Here is a 20,563-nt window from a genome sequence, read left to right as displayed (position 1 = left end):
ATCCTTTCCGAATACCGGAAAACTGCTCGGGTGCACCTGTGTTAGCGTCGGGGCGTGGAAGCATCCGGCGTACAGACTGTCGCCCGCGCCCTGTCGGTCCTGGACTGTTTCCGGGGCGGTGAGGAGCGCGGCGTCTCGGAGATCGCCCGCCAACAGGGCCTGGCCGTGAGCACCACCCATCGCCTGCTCGCGGCACTGGTGCAGGCCGGATTCCTGGAGAAGGACACCGAATCCAGCCGTTACCGCATGGGCGGAGCGCTGGCCGAGTACGGGCAGATCGCCTACCGCCAGCACCGCATCTACCTCGCCGAGCCCGCGCTGGAGCAGCTCGCCAACACCACCGGCGCCAGCGCCTCGGTGGCCACCCGGCACGGTATCCACGCGGTCCTGCTCGGCACCAGCCGCTGGCGCGAGACCGACGGCCACGAACTCCAGGGCGTACGCCTGCCGCTGCACGCCAGCGCCCTGGGCAAGGCCCTGCTCGCCTGGAGCGAGGCCACCGATGACGAATTGGCCACTCTCCCCTATGAAGAGGGCACCGAACGCTCCGTCGACGGACCCGCCGAACTGCGCCGCGAACTGACCATTACCCGCGATCGCGGCTACGCCTACAACGATGAGGAGCTGGACCCCGGCTTCGGCACCATCGGTATGCCGATCCTGGACCCGCACGGCCGCTGCCGCTTCGCCCTGGGCCTGCGCGGCCCCACCACCCTCATGATTCCCGAGCGCGTCCCGTTCTTCATCGAACTCGCCCGGGTGACCGCACGGGATATCGCCGCCAAGTTCGCCGCCGGGTAGCAGTATCGGGTAACTGTCGATTTACACATTCGCGGTGTGGTTGACGCATCTTTACTTCACACTGAGGCACTGGCAAACGCCGTGTGAGGGCGGCGTTTTCACGCGGGAGTTGGTATGAGCGAGACCCAGGCCCAATCCGATGACGAACGACGGCTCGCCGAACTCGGCTATAAACAGGAACTGGCCCGATCGTGGTCGGGATTCTCGAACTTCGCCATCAGCTTCACGATTGTGTCGATCCTGACCGGTGGCCTGGCGAGTTATGGGATCGGGCTCGCCAATGGCGGGCCGATCACCATGGCGTGGGGATGGCCGCTGGTCTCGATCATGGTGCTCTTCGTGGGAATGGCCATGGCCGAATTGGCGTCGGCCTACCCGACCTCCGGCGGATTGTATTGGTGGGCTTCGGAGTTGGGCGGACCCATCTGGGGCTGGTTCACCGGATGGTTCAATCTGATCGGGCAGATCGCGGTGACCGCCGCGATCGATTACGGTGCGGCGATCTTCACCACCGTGGTGCTCAATGTCATCGGCTGGGACATCGGAACCGACCGCACCGCAATCTTCCTGGTATTCGCGGGCATTCTGATTCTGCACGCGGTGCTCAATGCCATCGGCCCGCATCTGTCGGCGGTCATCAACAATATTTCGGCGTGGTGGCATGTGGGCGGTGTGGCCATCTTCGTTCTGGTGCTGGGCATCGGCGCGGACCACCATCAGAGCGTGAGCTTCGTCTTCACCCAGACGGTCGACAACTCCTCGGTGGGATTCGGCGGAGTGGCCTTCAGCTTCCTACTCGGCCTGCTGCACGCGCAGTACACCTTCACCGGCTATGACGCCTCGGCGCATATGTCCGAGGAGACCCATGACGCCTCGCGCATGGCGGCCAAGGGGATCATCAACACCATTATCGTCTCGGCGGTGGCCGGCTATCTGCTGATCATGGCGGTGACCTTCGCGATCCCGAACCTCGACGACGCGCTGGATCCGACCAAGAACAGCGGCTATCCGGTCATCTATATTCTGGAGAACTCACTCAGCTCGTTCTGGTCCGGACTGCTGCTGATCATCGCCGCCATCGCCCAATTGTTCTGCGGCTACGCCTCGGTCACCGCGGCCTCGCGCATGCTGTTCGCGTTCTCCCGCGATGGGGCGGTGCCGGGTTCGGCGCTGTGGTCCAAACTCTCGGCGCGCAAGGTTCCGGTGAACGCGGTGCTGTTCGTCTCGGTCTTCGCGTTCATCCTGTTGATTCCGTCGATGCTGGTGCCCGCCGAGAACGCGCCGACCGCGTACGCCGCGGCGACCTCGGTCGCCACCATCGGACTGTATATCGCCTACGGCATCCCGATTCTGCTGCGACTGCTCAATGGCAGCCGATTCCATACCGGCCCTTGGCAACTCGGCCGCTGGTATCGCCCGATCGGGGTCGTCGCGCTGCTCTGGATCGTCTTCATCAGCCTGCTGTTCATCCTGCCGATGGATGATCGGGGCTATCCGTGGAATGACGAATTCACCTGGAACGCGGTCAATTACGCGCCCATCGCGCTGGTCGGCGTGGTCGGGGCCATTGCGATCTGGTGGTTCGCCTCGGCGCGGCGCTGGTTCACCGGACCCAAACCGAATGTGGGCGAGCCGCCGGGGGCCGAAACCCCCGTCGGCGCGTAAGTGCTTACAGCGGGGTCACATACGCCCCGGAGATGCCACCGTCGACCAGGAACTGCGAGGCGGTGATGAAGGAGGAATCGTCGCTGGCCAGGAAGGCGACGGCCGCGGCGATCTCCTCCGGTTCGGCGAAGCGGCCCGTCGGGATATGCACCAGGCGACGGGCGGCACGCTCGGGATCCTTGGCGAACAGCTCCTGCAACAGCGGGGTGTTCACCGGACCGGGACACAGGGCGTTGACCCGGATGCCCTGGCGGGCGAACTGAACTCCGAGTTCACGGCTCATCGACAGCACACCGCCCTTGGACGCGGTGTAGGAGATCTGCGAGGTCGCCGCGCCCATCACCGCGACGAACGACGCGGTATTGATGACCGAACCCTTACCGCGCACGAGCATATGCTCGATCGCGTACTTACTGCACAGGTACACCGAGGTCAGATTGACCTCCTGCACCCGCCGCCAGGCGTCCAGCCCGGTGGTGAGAATCGAATCATCCTCCGGCGGTGAGATTCCCGCGTTGTTGAAGGCGATATCGAGACCGCCGTAGGTGTCCACCGCGGTCTGGAAGAGCGCGCGCACCTGCTCCTCGTCGGTGACATCGACCTTCACATACAGTCCGCCGACCTCGGCCGCGGCGGCCTCGCCGGAGGTGGCGTCGATATCGGCCACCACGACTTTCGCGCCCTCCTGGGCGAAACGCTTGGCGGTGGCGAGTCCGATGCCACTGCCGCCGCCGGTGACGACCGCGACTCGATCCTGTAAGCGCTGCAACGTATCTCCTTAATTGTCGGTGGCGATGAAGACGTTCTTGGTCTCGGTGAAGGCGCGGGCCGCGTCCGGTCCGAGCTCACGACCCAGACCGGATTGTTTGAAACCGCCGAACGGCGTCCAATACCGCACGGAGGAGTGCGAATTCACCGACAGATTCCCGGCCTCGACCCCGCGCGCGACGCGCAGCGCCCGGCCGACATCGGAGGTCCAGATCGAGCCCGACAGACCGTACTCGGAGTCATTGGCAATGCGCAGCGCGTCCGCCTCGTCGTCGAAGGGGAGCACCGCCACCACCGGGCCGAAGACCTCCTCGGTGAGGATGCGATCCTGCGGTCCCGACGGCAGCACCACCGTTGGCGGGAACCAGAATCCGGGTCCGTCGATGCGGGTCCCGGTGAAGGCCACCTTGGTCGAGGGCTCCAGGAATCCGGCGACCCGCTCACGGTGCGCGGCCGAGATGAGCGGACCCATCTCGGTGGCCTCATCGGCGGGATCGCCCACCCGCACGCCCTGCACGGCCGGTTCCAGCAACTCCAGGAACTTGTCGAAAACACTGCGCTGCACCAGAATTCGCGAGCGTGCGCAGCAGTCCTGCCCGGCATTGTCGAAGACGCCGTAGGGCGCGGTGGCGGCGGCCTTGGCCAGATCGGAGTCGGCGAAGATGATATTGGCGCTCTTACCGCCCAATTCGAGGGTGACCCGCTTGACCTGGTCGGCGCATCCGGCCATGATGCCGCGCCCCACCTCGGTGGAGCCGGTGAACACCACTTTGCGCACCGCCGGATGGGTGACGAAGCGCGCGCCCACCACCGAACCCTTGCCCGGAATCACCTGAAAGACGTGCTCCGGCAACCCCGCCTGTAATGCCAGCTCGCCGAGGCGGATGGCCGTCAGCGGGGTCAGCTCCGCCGGTTTGAGCACCACGGTATTGCCCGCCGCCAGCGCCGGGCCGAAGCCCCATGCCGCGATCGGCATCGGAAAGTTCCACGGCACAATGATTCCCACGACGCCGAGCGGTTCGTGGAAGGTGATGTCCACCCCGCCCGCCACCGGAATCTGATGGCCCAGCAGGCGTTCCGGCAGTCCGGCGCTGTAGTGCAGCACATCGCGCACATTGCCCGCCTCCCAGCGGGCATTGCCGATGGTGTGGCCCGCATTGCGCACCTCGAGCTGGGCGAGATGCTCCAGATCGGCGTCGACGGCCTCGGCGAATCGGCGCAGCAGCCGCGCCCGGTCGCCGGGTGCCATCGCGCGCCAGCCCGGCAGTGCCCGCCGGGCGCGATCGATGGCTGCGTCCGTTGCCGCCGCATCCGCCAATTCGACTGTGGCCTCGACCTTTTCGGTCGCGGGGTTGACGACCTGGGTCATTGTCACCGAGTGCGCTCCCTTCCATGGATTGTCGCCTGTTCGACCAATGCCCGCATGAGACGGTCATCGGTGGAGTTCTCCTCCGGATGCCATTGCACGCCGACCAGGAACGGCCCGCCGGTCGACTCCGCGGCCTCGATGGTGCCGTCCGGGGCGTGCGCGGTGGCGGTGAGGCCCGGGGCGAGCACCTCGATCGCCTGGTGGTGATGGCAGTGCACCCTCACCTCGGGTCCGGCTATCGCGGCCACCCGGCTGCCGGGCACGGTGCGTACCGTGGTGACCCCGAAGACGCCCGGGGTCCGGGCATGATCGGTGTGCCCGAGCACATCCGGCAGGTGTTGCACCAGGGTGCCGCCGAGGGCGACATTCACCAGTTGCAGACCGCGGCAGATGGCCAGCACCGGCATATCCGCGGCCCGGGCCAGTTCGAACAAGCCGAATTCGGATTCGTCCCGGTCCGGGCGGAGCCCGCGGGTCGCCGGATCCGCCTCGGCGGCGTAGCGCGCCGGATCGATATCGGCCCCGCCGGTCAGCGCCAGGCCGTCCAACCGCTCCAGCAGCTCCGGACGCGGAGTTCCGATGGGGGGCAACAGGACCGGGATACCGCCCGCGCGCACGACCATATCGATATAGGTGCGCGACAGCACCGCGCTGTCCACCTCCCAATGTCCGAACCGCGTCCGCTCGGCGTAGGTCGGCAGCCCGATCAGTGGCCGCTTGGTTCCCCCGGCTCCCATTTCCGCCGAATCCCGGTGCGGCGGTCCCACAGCGTGCGCGCGCGGCCCCTCAGAGTCGTTCGAAACCACGCACCCGCTCCCAATCGGTCACCGCGGCGTCGAAGGCGTCGAGTTCGACCTGGGCCGCATTCCGGTAGTGCCGCACCACTTCCTCACCGAACGCCCGCCGCGCGACCTTGCTCTCACCGAACAGGTGCGCCGCATCCCGCAGCGTATGCGGAACCCGCGGTCGCTGCGACCGGTAGGCATTGCCGTGGAACTCCGGCTCCAGCGGCAGTTGCTGTTCGAGCCCGTGCAATCCGGCCGCGATGGTGGCCGCCACGGCGAGATAGGGATTCACATCCCCGCCCGGTACCCGATTCTCGAACCGCAGTGAGGGGCCGTGCCCGACCACGCGTAGCGCACAGGTGCGATTGTCCCGGCCCCACGCCACCGCCGTCGGTGCGAAACTGCCCGCCTGAAAGCGCTTGTAGGAGTTGATATTCGGTGCGAGCAGATAGGTGAACTCCGGCAGGCAGTCCAACTGCCCCGCCAGGAAGTGCCGCATGAGCGCCGATCCGCCGTCGGCGTCCTCACCTGCGAAGACCGGCTGCCCCTCCATATTGCGCAGACTGAGGTGAATGTGACACGAATTCCCCTCACGCTCATTGTATTTAGCCATGAAGGTGATGCTGCGCCCCTCCTGCGCGGCGATCTCCTTGGCCCCGGTCTTGTAGATGCTGTGGTTGTCGCAGGTGATCAGCGCCTCATCGTATTTGAAGGCGATCTCATGCTGTCCGGGATTGCATTCGCCCTTGGCGGATTCGACATACATTCCGGCCCCGGACATTTCATTGCGAATGCGCCGCAGCAGCGGTTCGATCCGGGAGGTGCCCAGCATCGAGTAGTCCACATTGTATTGATTGGCGGGCGTCAGCTCCCGATACCCGTCCCGGAACGCCGCCTCGTAACTGTCGTCGAAGACCAGGAATTCGAGCTCGGTCCCGACATAGGCCCGCAACCCGTGCTCGGCCAGCCGATCCAGCTGCGCCCGCAATATCTGCCGCGGCGACGGCGCGACCGGCTGCCCACCCGAATCCGCCTGCTCCACATCGCAGAGCGCCAGCGCGGTCCCCGGCCACCACGGCACCAACCGCAACGTCGACAGATCCGGCCGCAGCACGAAATCCCCGTACCCAGTCTCCCACGAGGACATGGCATACCCGTCCACGGTGCTCATATCCACATCCACCGCCAGCAGATAATCGCACGCCTCGGTAGCGTGATCGAGCACCTCCTCCACGAAATATCGTGCGGAACAACGCTTCCCCTGCAATCGCCCCTGCATATCGGTCATGGCCACCAGTACGGTATCGATCACCCCCGCCTCGACCTGCCTCACCAGCTCCGCAACACTCAGCATCCCGGCTCGCATCAGTGACCCCTCTCGACATCAACTGCCTCACGCTAAGCGACGCGATGGCTCACCGTGCCCGAATCCGCGAGGAGATCAGCGTGTGTCGTCCGGACGATCATAAAAGATGACTTTTCACAACCCTTGCGCCGTTCGGGTCGCGAATGTGATCCTGACCACGATGCCCGATTGCTGGGCGGGTTCAGAGGATGAGGAGTCGTTCGTGAAGTTGAAGCACTGCTTGCCGGTACTGGCGGTCACCGCGGCGGCGACAGTCGGCGTCGCGCCCGCGAATGCGGCGGGGGAACAGTATGTGGCGCTGGGTGATTCGTATGCGGCGGGGGTCGGGATTCCGACCATCATCGATCAAGGGTGTGATCGGTCCGATCACAATTACGCGCATCTGGTGGCCGGACAGCGGGGTTACACCCTCACCGATGTCACCTGCGGCGGTGCGAAGACCTCGGATGTCAGTGCGAACCAGCTGTCTTCGATTACGGCGACCACGGCGGTGGTGACGCTCGGCATCGGCGGCAATGACATCGGTTTCAGCGATATCGTGCGCAGCTGCGTGGTCATTCCGGGGTCCAATGGGGCGGGGTGCCGGAACCGGTACACCGATATGGCCGATCGCCTGGCGAAGACGTCCGCCAATGTGGGGGCGCTGGTCGATGCCATTCGCTCGCGGGCGCCCAAGGCGCGGGTACTGCTGGTCGGGTATCCGAAGATCGTTCCGGACAATGAATCCAGCTGTGCGGCAACGCAACCGTTCGATCCGGCTGATCTGGCGTGGGCGCGCGACACGGTGGTCGCGGGGCTCAACAGCATGCTGAAGTCCCATACCGGTGACCGGGTCGGCTATGTCGACACCCAGGCCGCCACCACCGGGCATGACATCTGCCAGGATCCCGCCCTGCGCTGGATCAACGGTGTACGGGTGGAGCCGGGTAGCGACGGGCGCACCGTGCACCCGAATCACTTCGGGCAGGAAGCGATGTCGATTCAGGTGCTCGGTGCGCTCGGCAATGGGGGTGGCGGGATTCCCACCGGTAGCTTCGGCAGCTGAGCCTCACGCGGCCGCGGTGGAGCGCGGTGTGCCCCGGGTGGTCCCGAAACGGTCTGCGGCGTCGATGATCTCGGCGTCGTCGCGGGGCCACAGGCGCACCGCCGCGGTGACGCCCGCGGCCGCGATGATCGCCAGGGTCACCCAGGTGATGGTGAATCCGGTTGCGGTGGTCAGCCATCCGGCGATCGGATAGGTGAGCAACCACGCCAGGTGTGAGAGCGAGAACTGGGCGGCGAAGAGGGCCGGGCGGTCGGCGGGCTCGGCCGAACGGCGTAGCAGCTGCCCGGTCGGGGTCAGAATGGCGGCGGTGCCCGCCCCCACGATCGCCCACACCAGCGGTGCCGCGGCCCAACGCCATGCGCCGGAATCGGCGGTGGAGAGCGCGATGGCGGCGGCGAGCCCGGTGAGAAGCGTGGCCGCGCCGGTCAGCATGACCGGGCGGGCATCGCCGCGATCCAGCACGCGGGGGAGTGTCAGGGCCACGAGCATGGTGCCGAATCCATTGGCCGCCAGCAGCATTGCCACGCCTGTCTGAGTGCCGCCGAGGGTATCGCGCACATAGTTCACGGTATTGACCATGATGACCGAACCGGCCGCCGCGACAACGAGATTCAGGCCGAGCAGGCCGCGCAGACGAGGGGTCGCGGCGAAGATCCGCATGCCGACGGTGATCCGATCGCGGAAGCTGCCGCGGGCGGTCGCACCCGCATTCGGAATGCGAGTGGCCAGGACCAGGGCGGCGGAGAACACGAATCCGATTGCGGTGCCGACGAACAGCCAGTGGAAGCTGATCACCAGGAGTGCGGCGGCGGCCAGCATGGGGCTCAGCAGGGTCTCCATCGTCGCCGCGAGCTGGGCGGCGGACAGTGCGCGGGTGTACTCGTGCTCATCGGGCAGGATGTCCGGGATGACCGCCTGGTAGGTGGGAGTGAATGCCGCGGAGGCGGTTTGCAGTACCGCGATCAGCACGTAGATCTGCCAGATCGCCCCGATGAACGGCAGTGCCAGCACCACGCTGCCGCGAATCACATTGAGCGAGACCAGGAAAAGCCTGCGCGGGAGCCGATCCGCATAGGCGGCCACGACCGGCGCGACCGTCACATAGACCAGCATCTTGATGGTGAGCGCCGTCCCCAGCACGGCGGCGGCCTCCGCCCCCGCGAGGTCGTAGGCGAGCAATCCCAGTGCGACGGTGGTCAATCCGGTCCCGAACAGCGCCGACACCTGAGCGGTGAACAGCCGCAGGTAATCCCGGTGCCGCAGTAGCGAGGTGAACATCGGACATTCCTTCCGATCCGCGTCACCGAGCGAATCCCGGTGACGCGGACACGAATTCATCCTTCGGCTACCCCGTAGCCGAGGTTCTCGACGGTGGACTTGATCAAAGCGCCATCCCCCGAGCCCGCCCCGATAACACTCATCCGCCCGGTGGCGAGCTCGATCTGAACGGCATCAACCCCGGAAAGCTTCCCGACAGCCGCTTGAACCTTCCCGGCGCAACCGGCACACGTCACACCCGTAACCGTGTAGTCGCTGATCTCGATGCTGTTGCTCATGGCCATCCTCCTTGTGTCCCACGGGCTTCCCCGTCGAAGCGGAACCTCCGCCGCGTCCGACTATATGCCCATACCCCCTAGGGGTATCAATGTATTTCAGATCACCCTGGGATTCGCTTGTCGTGAATGTGCGATCGCCTGGTATCGGAGCGGTTACCCGCAAAATCGCTCGAGCAAATGCCTGTCCAACCACATATGGCAGGAGCATCGATGGTGTTCGACGGGTTCAGCGGTCGGGCGCTTTCGCGACGTGGATTCTTCGGTGCGGCAGCGGGTTTCACACGCGGCGGGCGGTGAGGTACGCGTGACGCCGGGAGTGATGGCGGCCGAATACGCCGTTCCGGGCGTACTCGCGGCGGGTGACCCGCTGACGATCGACGAAGTGCGGCGCCGTACCGGTCTGACCGGCCGCGCCGTTCGAGCGGCGGTGGCCCGGCTCGAACGGCGTGGCTTGATCGGAGGTGTGGCGCGGCCCGGGCAGCGGCAGATCACCCCGCGTGGGCGGATGGCATGGGTGACCAAAGGGCCGCGCCGTAGTTGGTGAACACCGCCGGGGATTCACGCCGCCCCGGCCTGACTTCGCTGCGATCGACACCATCCCCGCACCGATCGCGTCTCCGGGATCCGCACTGTCCGCCTGGGGACTGACGCCGGCCAGACGAGAGTCACACCGTCAGGGGTGGGTTTACAACTCTTCGACCAGGCGAGTCGCCACCGGAACCGGGACTTTTCGCTGGGCGGCGGCGCGCAGTAGTGCACCGCCGATGGCGTCCAGCTCCAAGGAGCGGCCCGCCTCGGCGTCACGCTGCATCGAAGACTTGGACTCCGGTGGGAAAGCGTTGTAGCGGGACATGATCTGGGCCGGGTCGGTGAGCGCGCCGAATGTGCGGGCCACCGCTACCGTCTCCGCGACCAGGGCGGAGAGTTCGTCGGCGTGGTCGGTTCGGATGATGCCAAGGGGGACCGCGTAACGGGTGGTCAGCAGAGCGAAGGGGGCCAGGAAGGCCAGTTTCGACCAGAGGGCGGCGGCCTCGTCGTCGAGTACGCGGGTCGTGGTACCGGCTTCGGCGAGTGCGTCTACCAGCGGCTTCAGCTGCGCCTCGGGCACGAGGCCGCTGGTCAGGTCGATTTCGATGAACGGGCTGGCATGTTCGATGACGCCGGGGCCCACGCGGGTGGATTCGACGCGAATTATGCCGGGGGAGACCCGATCCGGACGATAGCGGGCGCGCAGCAGCGCGGGGTGTTCGACGCCGTTCAGCAGCGGGATCACCAGGCCGTCGCCGAGGACTGTGGGCGGGACGCGGTCGAGTGCCGCGTCGAGCGCGGTGTGCTTCACCGCGACGAAGCAGGCGTCCACCGGTTCGCGCAGTTCGGTCTCCGCCTCGACCCGAGCCGTGAAATCGCCGAACTGCCTACTGCGTACCTGTATTCCCTTGGTGCGCAAGGTTTCCACGGTCTCCGGCCCGGCCAGGCAGATCACCCGGTGCCCGGTCCGCGCCAGCAATGCCGCGAGCAATCCGCCCACGCCACCCGGCCCCAAAATCGCAACGGTCAGTGCGTTATTCGCCACAGCGAGTTCCTTTCATCGGTCGACCCCTGGAAAGGTGGCCGCCTGCACCGAGTATGGCAGCCGAACCGCGCCGCACCGGAACCTGCCTCCGAGCGCATGACAATCCAGCCCGGCAACTCTGCCGGATTCGAGGTGAAATAGGGTCGACCGGTGACAGGTATTCGCGATTCGACCGTCTGTGGTCAGGCTGAACCGAATCGGAAGCATCGCGCGGCCAAGCAGCGAGCGCGGCAGACTGATGCCGAATTCTGGGCGGCAGTGGGTATTTCGGAGGACCGAGAACCCACTGCGGCCGAACTCGGCAATGCGATCGTGGCAGCCGCCCTGCAATCGGCGCGAAGCGGAACTCGAAGCAAGTCCGCGCGGGGAGACGCGGTCGTCGCCAAACGATTCGGTGCGCTGTTCGCCGGAATGCCGCCGGCCGAGGTGGAGCACGGCACCCATCTCGCAGGTCAGCACGTCATCGCGAGCGTATTCCGCAATGGCTGGATGCCCTCGGATATCGCGAGTGCCGCGCAGCGCCGGGGCGATACTTTCGTGCTCGAATTCCTGACCGATGTCATTGCCGCCTACGTCCGGCCATTCGCCCCCGACACCATCGACGAAACCTGGCGGGCACAACTCGGCGAATTGGGCGCGGAAGTCTGGTGGTCGGACTCGGCCTCGCAGTTGTCCCAATGGGCGACGAAACATATGCTGACCAGCGAAGAAGCCTTGACCACCGTTGTAGAGGCGCTGGCACTGCTGCTTCTGCTGCCCAAGTTGGAATTGATCCGTCCACTGCCGGGTGCTGCCCGCCCGCAATCGGTAGCGCATCACGTCGACGAGAAGGTCCTCGGACGCGTCCGCGGCCTGCTCGCCAAGGCCGAATCGACGTCCTTCCCCGAAGAGGCCGAAGCGCTTTCGGCCAAGGCACAGGAATTGATGACCAAATACGCACTCGATCGCGTATCGGTCGACACCGACACCTCGGTCGTGGATTTGCCCGGCGCGCGCCGAATCTGGCTCGATACCCCGTATACCGATGCCAAAGCACTGCTGATCGACGCGGTCGCCAATGCCAATCGCAGCCGCGCCATATTTCTCGCGGAGTGGGGATTCGTGACCATTGTCGGCGATGAATCCGACCTGGACGCGGTGGGACTGCTCTCCACATCCCTGCTGGTCCAGGCGACCCGGGCAATGATCGCCATCGATATCCCCGAGTCGGGTACCGACGCCCGCACCTTCCGAAAAGCCTTCCTGGTCGCCTACGCCACCCGCATCGGCGAACGCCTCGCCGCGGCGACCGCGGCAACCATCGCGCAATCCACCGCTCCGGAACGGCTGCTGCCGGTCCTGGCCTCCCATCAATTGGCGGTCGACAACGCCTTCGACACCCTCTTCCCGCAATCGCGCAGCCGCGGCATCACCATTCGCAGCGCCGAAGGCTGGGACGCCGGACGCGCCGCCGCCGACCGCGCCCGCCTCGACTCCCGCCGCGGCCTCGAGAGTTAGGGGTCGTCGGGGAATTCTCGGGGTACGGGTGGGACCTGGGGGCGATGCGGGCGGCCGCCGGTCCGTGTGAGTCTGCGGGTATGACTTCGAAGCCGAGGGCCCGGCGCATCATCGTAGGCGCGGTGGCGCTGGCTTGCGCGCTCACCGCATGCAGCTCCGGAGCGGATTCGGCTGCACCGCAACCGCTTTCCGATACCGCCCGAGCCGAGGTACAGCGTGCCCTGGACGCGGCGGTCGCGGCCGGAACCCCCGGGGTGCAGGTGGTCGTCACCGAACACGGCCGGACCTGGACCGCCGGCGCGGGTGTCGGGAGCATCGAGGCCGAGACGCCCTTTCCCGACAATGCCGAGGTCCGGGCGGGCAGCAATACCAAGGCGTTCGTGGCCACCGTGATGATGCAATTGGTCGGCGAAGGAGAAGTGGACCTCGACGCACCCATCGAGCGATATCTCCCCAGAGTGGTCAAGGGCGAAGGCGTCGACGGAAATCGCATCACCGTGCGAAACCTCATGCAGCACACCAGCGGACTACCCGAATACCTCGAATTGCCGCAACTCGACGGCGATTACGACACCATGCGCACCCAGCATTTCGACTCCGCGGATCTGGTGAGCGCCGCGCTCGGCAGCGGACCCGCGCATTTCCCGCCGGGCGAGAAGGCCGAATACAGCAATACCAACTATCTGATCGTCGGCATGCTGGTGGAACGGGTGACCGGTCATCCGTTCGCGGAGGAAGTGAACAGCAGGGTGATCCAGCCCCTCGGCCTGACATCGACCTATATCCCCGCCCCCGGTGACATCGATATTCGGGATCCGCATCCGCTCGGCTATGAAGTGGTCGACGGAAAGCCCATGGACTTCACCCGATTCGACCCCTCCTGGGCGAGCTCCGCCGGCGCTCTGATCTCGAACGGCCACGACCTGAACCGCTTCTTCACCGCACTTCTCTTCGAAAAACTGCTCCAGCCCGCGCAATTGGCCGAAATGCGCCGCGATCCGAAACCGCTCACCAATCGCAACGGAATCGAGTACGCCCTGGGACTGGCCCGGCTCACCGTCCCCTGCGGTAAAGAGGTCTGGGGTCACGGCGGCTCCATCCCCGGCTTCCGAACCTATGACGGAGTGACCGCCGACGGCCGGGCGGTCACCGTCCTGGCGAATCTGCGCCCGGTGGATCCCGCCGCCACCGCGGCCGTGCAACACGTGTTCGACACGGCGATCTGCCAATAGCAATCGAGCGTGTCGCACAAGAGCATTTGCGCACATAGACGGACCGCAGCGCGTGTCGCGCGCATCCGATCTGATCGGACCGCCCCGAAACCGGTTCTCCGGGAGGTACTCTCGATCCGATGGGACAACGTGCACCGTTCGCGCTGGCATGCATTGTTCTGGCCGCCGTCTGTGCGGCCATCACACCCGGGCGGGCCACCGCCGATCCCGGGTTACCCGCTGTCGGCGGCAATTTCCTTTGGGGCGTATCGAGTTCGGGATTCCAGAGCGAAGGCTCCGCACCCGACAGCAATTGGAGTCGCTACGCCGCCTCCGGTCGAGCCGAGAACTACCGTGATTCGGTGGATTTCCTGCACCGCTACGGTGAGGATATCCAGAACGCCGCCGACCTCGGCGTAGGCGTCTATCGAATCAGCGTGGAATGGGCTCGCGTACAACCAAATCCGGGCGAATGGGATTTCTCCTTCTATGACGCGGTGATCGCGCGCATCCGCGCCGCGGGCATGCGGCCGATGATCACCCTCGACCACTGGGTATTCCCCGGCTGGGAGGTCGATCGCGGCGGTTGGCGCAGTCCCGGCATGGTCGATGACTGGCTCACCAATGCCCGCGCGGTGGTGGATCGGTACGCCGGTTCGGATCCACTGTGGGTCACCTTCAATGAACCGCTCGCGTATGTGTCGAAGGAACAGCAGATCGGCGGAATCGGCGCACTCGATGTGACGACGATGATCGATCGAATGGTCGCCGCGCACCGGGCGATCTACGACCATATCCACGCCCGCCAGGCCAATGCCCTGGTCACCAGCAATATCGCGTACTCGTCCATCGGCGCGGCGCAATCCGACGCCTCGTTCGTCGATCGCATCGCCGATAAATTGGACTATGTCGGAATCGACTACTACTACGGCGGATCGCTGTCCAAACCACCGAATCTGGCCGCGCTGCTGACCAATCAACCTTCCAGCCTGATCATCGAACCCGACGGCATCTACTACGTACTGCGCCGGTACGCCCAGAAATTCCCGGGTCGGCCGCTCTATATCGTCGAGAACGGTATGCCCACCGACAATGGCTCACCCACCACCGACGGAATAACCCGCGCGGACGATCTGCGCGATACCGTCTATTGGATCCAACGCGCCAAAGCCGACGGCATGAATGTCATCGGCTACAACTACTGGAGCATCACCGACAACTACGAATGGGGCAGCTACGCACCGCGTTTCGGCCTCTACACCGTCGACGTGACCACCGATCCATCCCTCGCCCGCCGCCCCACACCCGCGGTCCCCGCCTATCACGACATCACCGCGATGGGCGGAGTCCCAGCCAACTACATCCCGACCAGGGCCCCGGCCGTGTGCTCCATCCAGGATCTCCCGTCGAGCTGCCTCAATCCGGTCCGCTGAGCCCCCGCCCGAACCTTACGATCACCTTCGCCACCGCATCGGCTGTAACAGATCGCCGACCGCGCAGTTCCGCGCACCACCCAGCCGTCTTTACACTCCGATATCGAGGCACTTCAGAGGGACAGGTCAATGCTGTCTCAGCACTTGAATGCCAGGGGCCGCTCGGAACAGCGCGGGGATGGGTGATCGCCCGCGGCACGTCCGAACAAAGGCCCCCCGACCGATTCGCCATCAGATGAACTACCAACGGCGGCAATATTGCTCCATGCCTTCATCAGCGGATGGAGATACCTTCACCTCTGTGATCGAACTCCGCGCATTCCGCCAGGCATGCCACGCCGTCGCCCGCAGCGCAGGCGGCAGCGTGATCGAGTTCCGTTTGGCCACCGGCGTGACACCGAACTTCCACCAAGGGGTCATCACCTATGGCGACCGCCATGTCGCGGTGGTCCTGTCACGCGATACAGCGATGCTCGCAGTCTCGGAACCACGGACACCAACCTCTCCAGACGAGGTGCACGAGTCCGGCCCGCTGACCTTCGTCGATGCTCCTGAACTGGTGGCTGCCCTGGCCGAACACTCGGGATTCTCCGTGCTCACCGCGGCCGATCTCGATGGCCCGTTCGACGCCGGAGCCTGGCCTGAAATCGATCGAGCCGATATCAACTATTGGAAACCACGGACTCTCGGCGAAGCTCTCTTCAACTACTGGGACTAGGAAGAGCACGTCCTGGCCGCATCGCGATGTCCACGAGCCCGGCCCGGAGGAGGGCTACGTGCTCGCGAGCACCTTCAACGATGGCGCACGCGAATACCCCGCCGGGACGTTCTGCACGCCCCGGCTCGATCGTGGCACCTGCCTTCGACCACTACCGGCTGCACGCTGTTCCTCTTCTGCCCCGACGGCCAGCACTTCGCTCCGGTCTGCAGCCCGAGGTGTGGAATCCCAAGGCAGCGGACAGGGACGGGCGGATGCCTTTGTGTCAGTTCGCTGCTCGTGGCGCTGGAGTCAGGGTGAGGGCCGCGGGCACACTATCGAATGCGCGGCGCACATGCCGGGTGAGGGTAGCGATGTCGCGTGTCTCGGAGCCGGCGCTCCACTCATCGAGTGCGCAGTGGAATGAGGCGACAACGATGTCGAGGGCCAGGCGGGGGCGGTAATCGGCGCGAGGGTCGATGTCGAAACGCTCCTGCAGGACATCCAGGGCGTCGCGCACAGTTCGGGCGCAGAACTGGAGGTTGTTCGCGCCCATGGAGGGTGTGCACTGTGCGAGGCGGTGGCTGCGTGCGGCACGCTCGGCCCAGGCTTGCGGGGGCATTCGATCCAGCGCCGTGAGCAGGCTGTCCTGCAGTGCTTGATGGAGCGAGCCGGTACCGGGGGCGCGATCGGCCATGTCGGTCAGGAAGGCGGCCCACAGCTCGCGCAGCGGTGCCATGGCGACGTCTTCCTTGCTGGTGAAATTGCGGAAGAAGGTGCGTTTGGAGACGTCGACGGTGTCGCAGAGCTGCTCCAGGGTGACGTTGTCGAACCCATGGGCGTCGAACAGCTCGAGCGCTGTGTCGATCAGCGCCTGCCGAGTGCGCTGTTTCTTACGTTCCCGCAGCGGCAGTCGTTCGATCGCGGTATCGGGCATAACCCCAACATAGCGGCTTTAGCCTCTTAATGGCTACTGCGCATTGACACCTTTTGCCCCTCGGTGGCATATTGCGGCTTGCGCCGGCGTCCGTTCGGCGCACAGCATCCCTCCGAAAGGCGTTTCGACATGCGCGCATTGGTAGTCGACCGTTCCGTACCGTCCAGCTTGCGGATCGCGGAGGTGGCAGATCCGGAGCCGACACCACAGCAGGCGGTGGTTCGTGTCACCGCGACTTCGCTCAACGATGGAGAGGTTCGGTTCATGCTCGCCGACGCTCCTGAGGGTTCGGTGCTGGGCTGGGATGCGGCGGGGATCGTGGAACGAGCGGCCGCCGACGGCTCCGGCCCCGCGGTGGGCACGCCGGTAGTTACTCTCGGCTGGACCGGAGCCTGGGCGGAACTGCGCGCGGTCGACACCGATCGAATCGGCACGATCCCGCCCGGCGCGGACCCGGGCGCAATCAGCACCGTTCCAGTCGCGGGCGCGAGCGCCCTGCGCTCGCTGCACCGGCTCGGACCCATTCTGGGGCGGCGAGTGTTGATCACCGGGGCGACCGGTGGCACCGGCCGCTACGCGGTCCAACTTGCCCGCCTCGGCGGTGCGCACGTCATCGCCTCGACCGGCGACCCGGATACCCATGCTCGGGGCCTGCGTGACCTCGGCGCCGCCGAGGTCATCACCGGTCCCACCGAACTGCGCGAACCCGTTGATGGTGTGATCGATCTGGTGGGTGGCCCCCAGCTCGTCGATGCCTACCAGCGCTTGTCCGAAGGCGGAACGATCGTGGCTGTCGGCCATGCCGCCGGCGTGGCCGAGACGTTCCCGTTCGGAGCGTTCTTCGGTGACCGGGGGCGCCACGACCGGTCGATCACGACATTCTTCCTGCTGGCCTGTGCCGGCCTCGGCCCGGATCTGAGCTGGCTGGCCGAGCAAGTCGCCAGCGGCACCTTGGACCCGAACATCGCCTGGCGTGGTGAGTGGACCCGGTTCGGTGAAGCGGCCGAGGCACTGCTCTCACGCCGACTGCATGGCAAGGCGGTGCTGGAGCTGTCCTGAGCGCGGGTGCGCACCAGGTAAAACGCCACTGACTGGGGCGGAGCCCTTGTGCCGCCTATCGGCCCGTGAATTGGGCGTCGCGGCGTTCGAGGAACGATCGCATCCCTTCGTGGCCGTCGGCAGTGGTGAACAGGTGCGCGACAGTCGGTGCGAGTTTGTCGATCGCGGCCTGGTCGCCCTCGTCGCGAGTGAGATGTGCGGAGGCGAGGATGGCCCGGACGCCGAGGGGGGCAGCGCTCTCGGCGATGGTGTGGGCTATCTCGCGGGCTCGGTGCAGCGGGTCGGCGTCGACGAGGTCCTGGATCAAGCCGATGCGGTGCGCTTCGGCCGCATCGAATTCGTCGCCGGTAAGCATCCAGCGCATGGCGTTGCCCCACCCGGTTTCGCGCGGAAACCTCAGGGTCGCACCGCCGAATGGGTAGATGCCGCGGCGGACCTCGAGTTGGCTGAATCGGGCGTCGCGGGTGGCGACGCGGATGTCGGCGGCCAGCAGCAATTCGATGCCGAGGGTCAGCACACGTCCGTGTGCGGCGGCGACGACCGGTGTCGTCCAGTCGCCGTCGAGGCGCCACGGGTCGCGGCCGTCGGGCGGGTAGAAGTCGGAGCCGTCGGCGATCAAGGGTGCGACGTCGGCGAGGTCGAGACCGGCGGTGAAGTGCTCGCCGTGAGCGAATAGCACGCCGCAGCGTAGCTCGACGTCGGATTCGAGCAGAGCGTAGGCGCGAGAGAGGTCGTGCAGCATGGCCCGGTTGAACGCGTTGCGTTTGTGCGGGCGGTTGAGCCCGATCAACAGAATGTGCTCGTCGCGTTCGAGTGTGACTGTGCCGTAGTCGGTTTCGAAGTTCATTGCAGCTCCTGGGGCGGATGGTGCGGTGAATGGTTGTGGCACTCAGTGCGGGCTGTCGGCGCCTGGATCGAGGAACACCCTGCCGAGCGGGCGATCCTCGACAACGCGCCGTTGCGCCTCGGCGGCTTGTCCCAGTGGGTAGATCCGGTCGACACCGGGGTCGAGCGCGCCGGTGGCGAGGTGACCGAGCAGGGTGCGGTAGGTGGCGGCGAGCTTCTCTTGCGAGAAGGCGGTGAAGAGAAACCCTCTCAACTGCGCGGTTTTCCAGATGAGGTCCGTGACCTCGATGGTCGCCGTGGTGCCCGCGGTGTAGCCGATGGCGACCTGGATGCCGCCCGGGCGCAGGGTGCGCAGCGCTTGTCCGGTGAGGTCCCCGCCCAAGCTATCCAAGACGATGTCGACTCCGGCTCCGTCGGTCAGTCGCCGCACGCCGGTACTCAGGTCCTCGGCATCGAGGTCGATGATCGAATGTTGCTCGATGGGCGGAATCTCATCGAGGCGAGCCGCGCCGCGGACGGTCGAGATCAGTCGGGCAGCGCCGAGCAGTGGTGCGACCTGGGTCGCTGCCGCTGCCACCGCGCCGTACCTGCCGGGGGCGAGTACCACCTGACCCGGCCGCAGGTCGGCAACCTCGGTGAGCGCCAGCCAGGCAGTGAGATACCCGGCGCCGGCCACCAGGCCCGCGGCCTGATCGTCGGTGACCCCGTCCGGTATCGGCACCAGATGCGTGGCGGGGACGGCCGCGAATTCCCTCCAGGTGCCATCGGTCTTTGTTCCATAACCCCACGCGCACAACAGGACTCGTGCCCCGGCGCGCAGATCGGAGGCGCCGGGGTGTACGACGCTGCCCACCGCGCTGGCGCCGGGAACAAGGGGGAGTGGTTTGTGCATCGAGGCGGGCAGCACCCCGGTCCGGACCTTGTCGTCGAGCGGGCTGACACCCGCACGGTTGATTCGAATCAATACCTGGTCGCCGTGTGGTTGCGGTTCGGGCAGGGTGTCGACTTGCAACACCTCTGGTCCGCCGAAGGAGTGGAACCGGACTCCGCGCATGAGGGGGCCTATCGTTGTCGGGTAAGGGGTATGCCGGGATGCTCAACCGAGCAGCAGGGTCGCATTCAGCCAGACGGTGCCGGGATTGACATGATCCGGGTAGCGGCCGACCATATGGTCGAAAAATGCTTCAGGAGAGGGGTTCTCGTCGAGTGCCCGCTGTGCGCTGCGCAGGTATTCCGCGGTTTCGTCGAGGATGGCCGGGTCATCGGCGCGATCGGGGTCCTTGTGTCCGGCGATCACGGCTTCGGGTCGTAGGGTGCGCACGATGTCGATGGCCTGCAACCAGGAGTCGATACCGCCGGTGAGCCCGCCATCGGCGAGGTATTGGTGTACACCGTTGTAGGCGACGTCGCCGGCCACGACCAGCCCCAGCGTGGGAACGTGCAGCACCGTGGAGTCGTCGGCATCGCTGTGACCGACCTCGATCGGTCGCAACCTCCGACCCTCTAGGTCGAACCCGTTGACGGGAACGGGTTGCGCTATCACTCGGGTGTCTGGGATCTGACCGGGAAACAGCCGGTCCCAGAACAGTTTGCGTCGGCCGGTTGTCGAAAGCCGCATGAGTTGGATGGTGCCGGTGGTGGCATACACCACGACGCTGGGGAACCGTTCGGCCAGCCGGGCGGCACCGAACCAGTGATCACCGTGACCGTGAGTGATGTAGATGTGTGTGAGCCGTTTGCCGGATCGCCGCACCCAATCGCCGACACGCGCGGTCTGCTGCGCGGTCAACGGAGGATCGACGAGCACCGCGTCGCGCACCCCGCTGATCAGCGTGGTTGATAGCGGCGACCACAACTGCCGCGCGCCGGTCGGCAATGTGCCGGTCGTCGGAATCGGTTCGGAGACGAACACCTCGTACGACAACGTAGGGGCAGGGCGTCGTGACATATGCTTC

General features: G+C 65.9%; 20 protein-coding genes. 9 read left to right on the top strand and 11 right to left on the bottom strand.

All coding sequences use genetic code 11. From position 1 onward, the window contains the following. Positions 1 to 54: 54 nt before the first annotated feature. Both NA10_RS14260 and NA10_RS14255 read left to right on the top strand, forming a co-directional pair. Positions 55 to 801 (top strand): IclR family transcriptional regulator, encoded by a 747-nt coding sequence (locus tag NA10_RS14260; protein ID WP_067568240.1) that lies wholly within the window; start codon positions 55 to 57, stop codon positions 799 to 801. 114 nt (positions 802 to 915) lie between these two features. After that, positions 916 to 2,466 carry an amino acid permease gene (locus NA10_RS14255; protein ID WP_067568238.1) on the top strand — a complete coding sequence of 517 codons (1,551 nt, stop codon included), beginning with the start codon at positions 916 to 918 and terminating at the stop codon, positions 2,464 to 2,466. Between the two features lie 4 nt (positions 2,467 to 2,470). On the opposite strand, the gene NA10_RS14250 is transcribed toward NA10_RS14255, so the two are convergent. From NA10_RS14250 to NA10_RS14235, 4 genes are read right to left on the bottom strand one after another with little or no spacing between them, the layout of a single operon-like run. Then, complete coding sequence (locus tag NA10_RS14250) at positions 2,471 to 3,235, bottom strand: 3-oxoacyl-ACP reductase (protein ID WP_067568236.1); 765 nt, start codon at positions 3,233 to 3,235, stop codon at positions 2,471 to 2,473. A 9-nt stretch (positions 3,236 to 3,244) separates the two neighbouring features. Next, positions 3,245 to 4,609 (bottom strand): aldehyde dehydrogenase family protein, encoded by a 1,365-nt coding sequence (locus NA10_RS14245; RefSeq protein WP_067568234.1) that lies wholly within the window; start codon positions 4,607 to 4,609, stop codon positions 3,245 to 3,247. Continuing rightward, a complete protein-coding gene (locus tag NA10_RS14240) occupies positions 4,606 to 5,340 on the bottom strand; it encodes a gamma-glutamyl-gamma-aminobutyrate hydrolase family protein (protein WP_067568361.1) in 735 nt (244 codons plus the stop codon). Before NA10_RS14240 ends, NA10_RS14245 begins: the two co-directional genes overlap by 4 nt. 49 nt (positions 5,341 to 5,389) lie before the next feature. Continuing rightward, positions 5,390 to 6,754 carry a glutamine synthetase family protein gene (locus NA10_RS14235; RefSeq protein ID WP_067568232.1) on the bottom strand — a complete coding sequence of 455 codons (1,365 nt, stop codon included), beginning with the start codon at positions 6,752 to 6,754 and terminating at the stop codon, positions 5,390 to 5,392. A 202-nt stretch (positions 6,755 to 6,956) separates the two neighbouring features. Between NA10_RS14235 and NA10_RS14230 the strand changes: the two genes are divergently transcribed. Then, positions 6,957 to 7,799, top strand: coding sequence for an SGNH/GDSL hydrolase family protein (locus tag NA10_RS14230; RefSeq protein WP_067568360.1), 843 nt, complete (start codon positions 6,957 to 6,959; stop codon positions 7,797 to 7,799). A 3-nt stretch (positions 7,800 to 7,802) separates the two neighbouring features. Here the strand turns inward: NA10_RS14230 and NA10_RS14225 are convergent, their stop codons facing one another. Continuing rightward, the gene (locus tag NA10_RS14225) at positions 7,803 to 9,077 is read right to left on the bottom strand and encodes an MFS transporter (protein WP_084514645.1); all 1,275 of its coding nucleotides are present in this window, start codon (positions 9,075 to 9,077) and stop codon (positions 7,803 to 7,805) included. Between the two features lie 56 nt (positions 9,078 to 9,133). Next, positions 9,134 to 9,355, bottom strand: a complete 222-nt coding sequence (locus tag NA10_RS14220; RefSeq protein WP_067568359.1) for a heavy-metal-associated domain-containing protein — start codon at positions 9,353 to 9,355, stop codon at positions 9,134 to 9,136. Positions 9,356 to 9,617: 262 nt separating this feature from the next. Here NA10_RS14220 and NA10_RS14215 point away from each other — a divergent pair, with 262 nt between their 5' ends. Further along, positions 9,618 to 9,899, top strand: coding sequence for a MarR family transcriptional regulator (locus tag NA10_RS14215; protein WP_157556504.1), 282 nt, complete (start codon positions 9,618 to 9,620; stop codon positions 9,897 to 9,899). 141 nt (positions 9,900 to 10,040) lie between these two features. Here NA10_RS14215 and NA10_RS14210 read toward each other — a convergent pair whose 3' ends face one another. Continuing rightward, the gene (locus NA10_RS14210; protein WP_067568228.1) at positions 10,041 to 10,928 is read right to left on the bottom strand and encodes a ketopantoate reductase family protein; all 888 of its coding nucleotides are present in this window, start codon (positions 10,926 to 10,928) and stop codon (positions 10,041 to 10,043) included. Between the two features lie 258 nt (positions 10,929 to 11,186). On the opposite strand from NA10_RS14210, the gene NA10_RS14205 reads away from it, so the two are divergent. The 4 genes from NA10_RS14205 to NA10_RS14190 all read left to right on the top strand — a co-directional run bounded on the left by NA10_RS14205 (position 11,187) and on the right by NA10_RS14190 (position 15,787). After that, the gene (locus tag NA10_RS14205) at positions 11,187 to 12,425 is read left to right on the top strand and encodes a DUF2786 domain-containing protein (RefSeq protein WP_245677201.1); all 1,239 of its coding nucleotides are present in this window, start codon (positions 11,187 to 11,189) and stop codon (positions 12,423 to 12,425) included. A gap of 80 nt (positions 12,426 to 12,505) precedes the next feature. Beyond that, positions 12,506 to 13,657: a serine hydrolase domain-containing protein gene (locus NA10_RS14200; protein WP_067568226.1), complete on the top strand. Its 1,152-nt coding sequence runs from the start codon at positions 12,506 to 12,508 to the stop codon at positions 13,655 to 13,657. A 119-nt stretch (positions 13,658 to 13,776) separates the two neighbouring features. Then, complete coding sequence (locus NA10_RS14195; protein WP_067568224.1) at positions 13,777 to 15,069, top strand: family 1 glycosylhydrolase; 1,293 nt, start codon at positions 13,777 to 13,779, stop codon at positions 15,067 to 15,069. A 301-nt stretch (positions 15,070 to 15,370) separates the two neighbouring features. Then, positions 15,371 to 15,787, top strand: a complete 417-nt coding sequence (locus NA10_RS14190; protein WP_067568222.1) for a hypothetical protein — start codon at positions 15,371 to 15,373, stop codon at positions 15,785 to 15,787. A 265-nt stretch (positions 15,788 to 16,052) separates the two neighbouring features. On the opposite strand, the gene NA10_RS14185 is transcribed toward NA10_RS14190, so the two are convergent. Beyond that, complete coding sequence (locus tag NA10_RS14185) at positions 16,053 to 16,703, bottom strand: TetR/AcrR family transcriptional regulator (protein ID WP_067568220.1); 651 nt, start codon at positions 16,701 to 16,703, stop codon at positions 16,053 to 16,055. Positions 16,704 to 16,832: 129 nt separating this feature from the next. On the opposite strand from NA10_RS14185, the gene NA10_RS14180 reads away from it, so the two are divergent. Next, positions 16,833 to 17,762, top strand: coding sequence for a zinc-binding dehydrogenase (locus tag NA10_RS14180; RefSeq protein ID WP_067568218.1), 930 nt, complete (start codon positions 16,833 to 16,835; stop codon positions 17,760 to 17,762). A gap of 55 nt (positions 17,763 to 17,817) precedes the next feature. Here the strand turns inward: NA10_RS14180 and NA10_RS14175 are convergent, their stop codons facing one another. The 3 genes from NA10_RS14175 to NA10_RS14165 are packed head-to-tail and all read right to left on the bottom strand — an operon-like array spanning position 17,818 to position 20,556. Beyond that, positions 17,818 to 18,609: a crotonase/enoyl-CoA hydratase family protein gene (locus NA10_RS14175; RefSeq protein ID WP_067568217.1), complete on the bottom strand. Its 792-nt coding sequence runs from the start codon at positions 18,607 to 18,609 to the stop codon at positions 17,818 to 17,820. A gap of 42 nt (positions 18,610 to 18,651) precedes the next feature. Further along, the gene (locus NA10_RS14170) at positions 18,652 to 19,662 is read right to left on the bottom strand and encodes a quinone oxidoreductase family protein (RefSeq protein ID WP_067568215.1); all 1,011 of its coding nucleotides are present in this window, start codon (positions 19,660 to 19,662) and stop codon (positions 18,652 to 18,654) included. Positions 19,663 to 19,704: 42 nt separating this feature from the next. Then, entirely contained in the window at positions 19,705 to 20,556 is an 852-nt protein-coding gene (locus tag NA10_RS14165) for an MBL fold metallo-hydrolase (RefSeq protein ID WP_067568213.1), read from the bottom strand. Positions 20,557 to 20,563: the final 7 nt, after the last annotated feature.

It is taken from the genome of Nocardia acidivorans NBRC 108247, assembly GCF_001625085.1.
Classification (GTDB): domain Bacteria; phylum Actinomycetota; class Actinomycetes; order Mycobacteriales; family Mycobacteriaceae; genus Nocardia; species Nocardia acidivorans.
The sequence above is the reverse complement of the archived record's forward strand: the minus strand, read 5'-3'. Positions and strand labels throughout refer to the sequence as shown.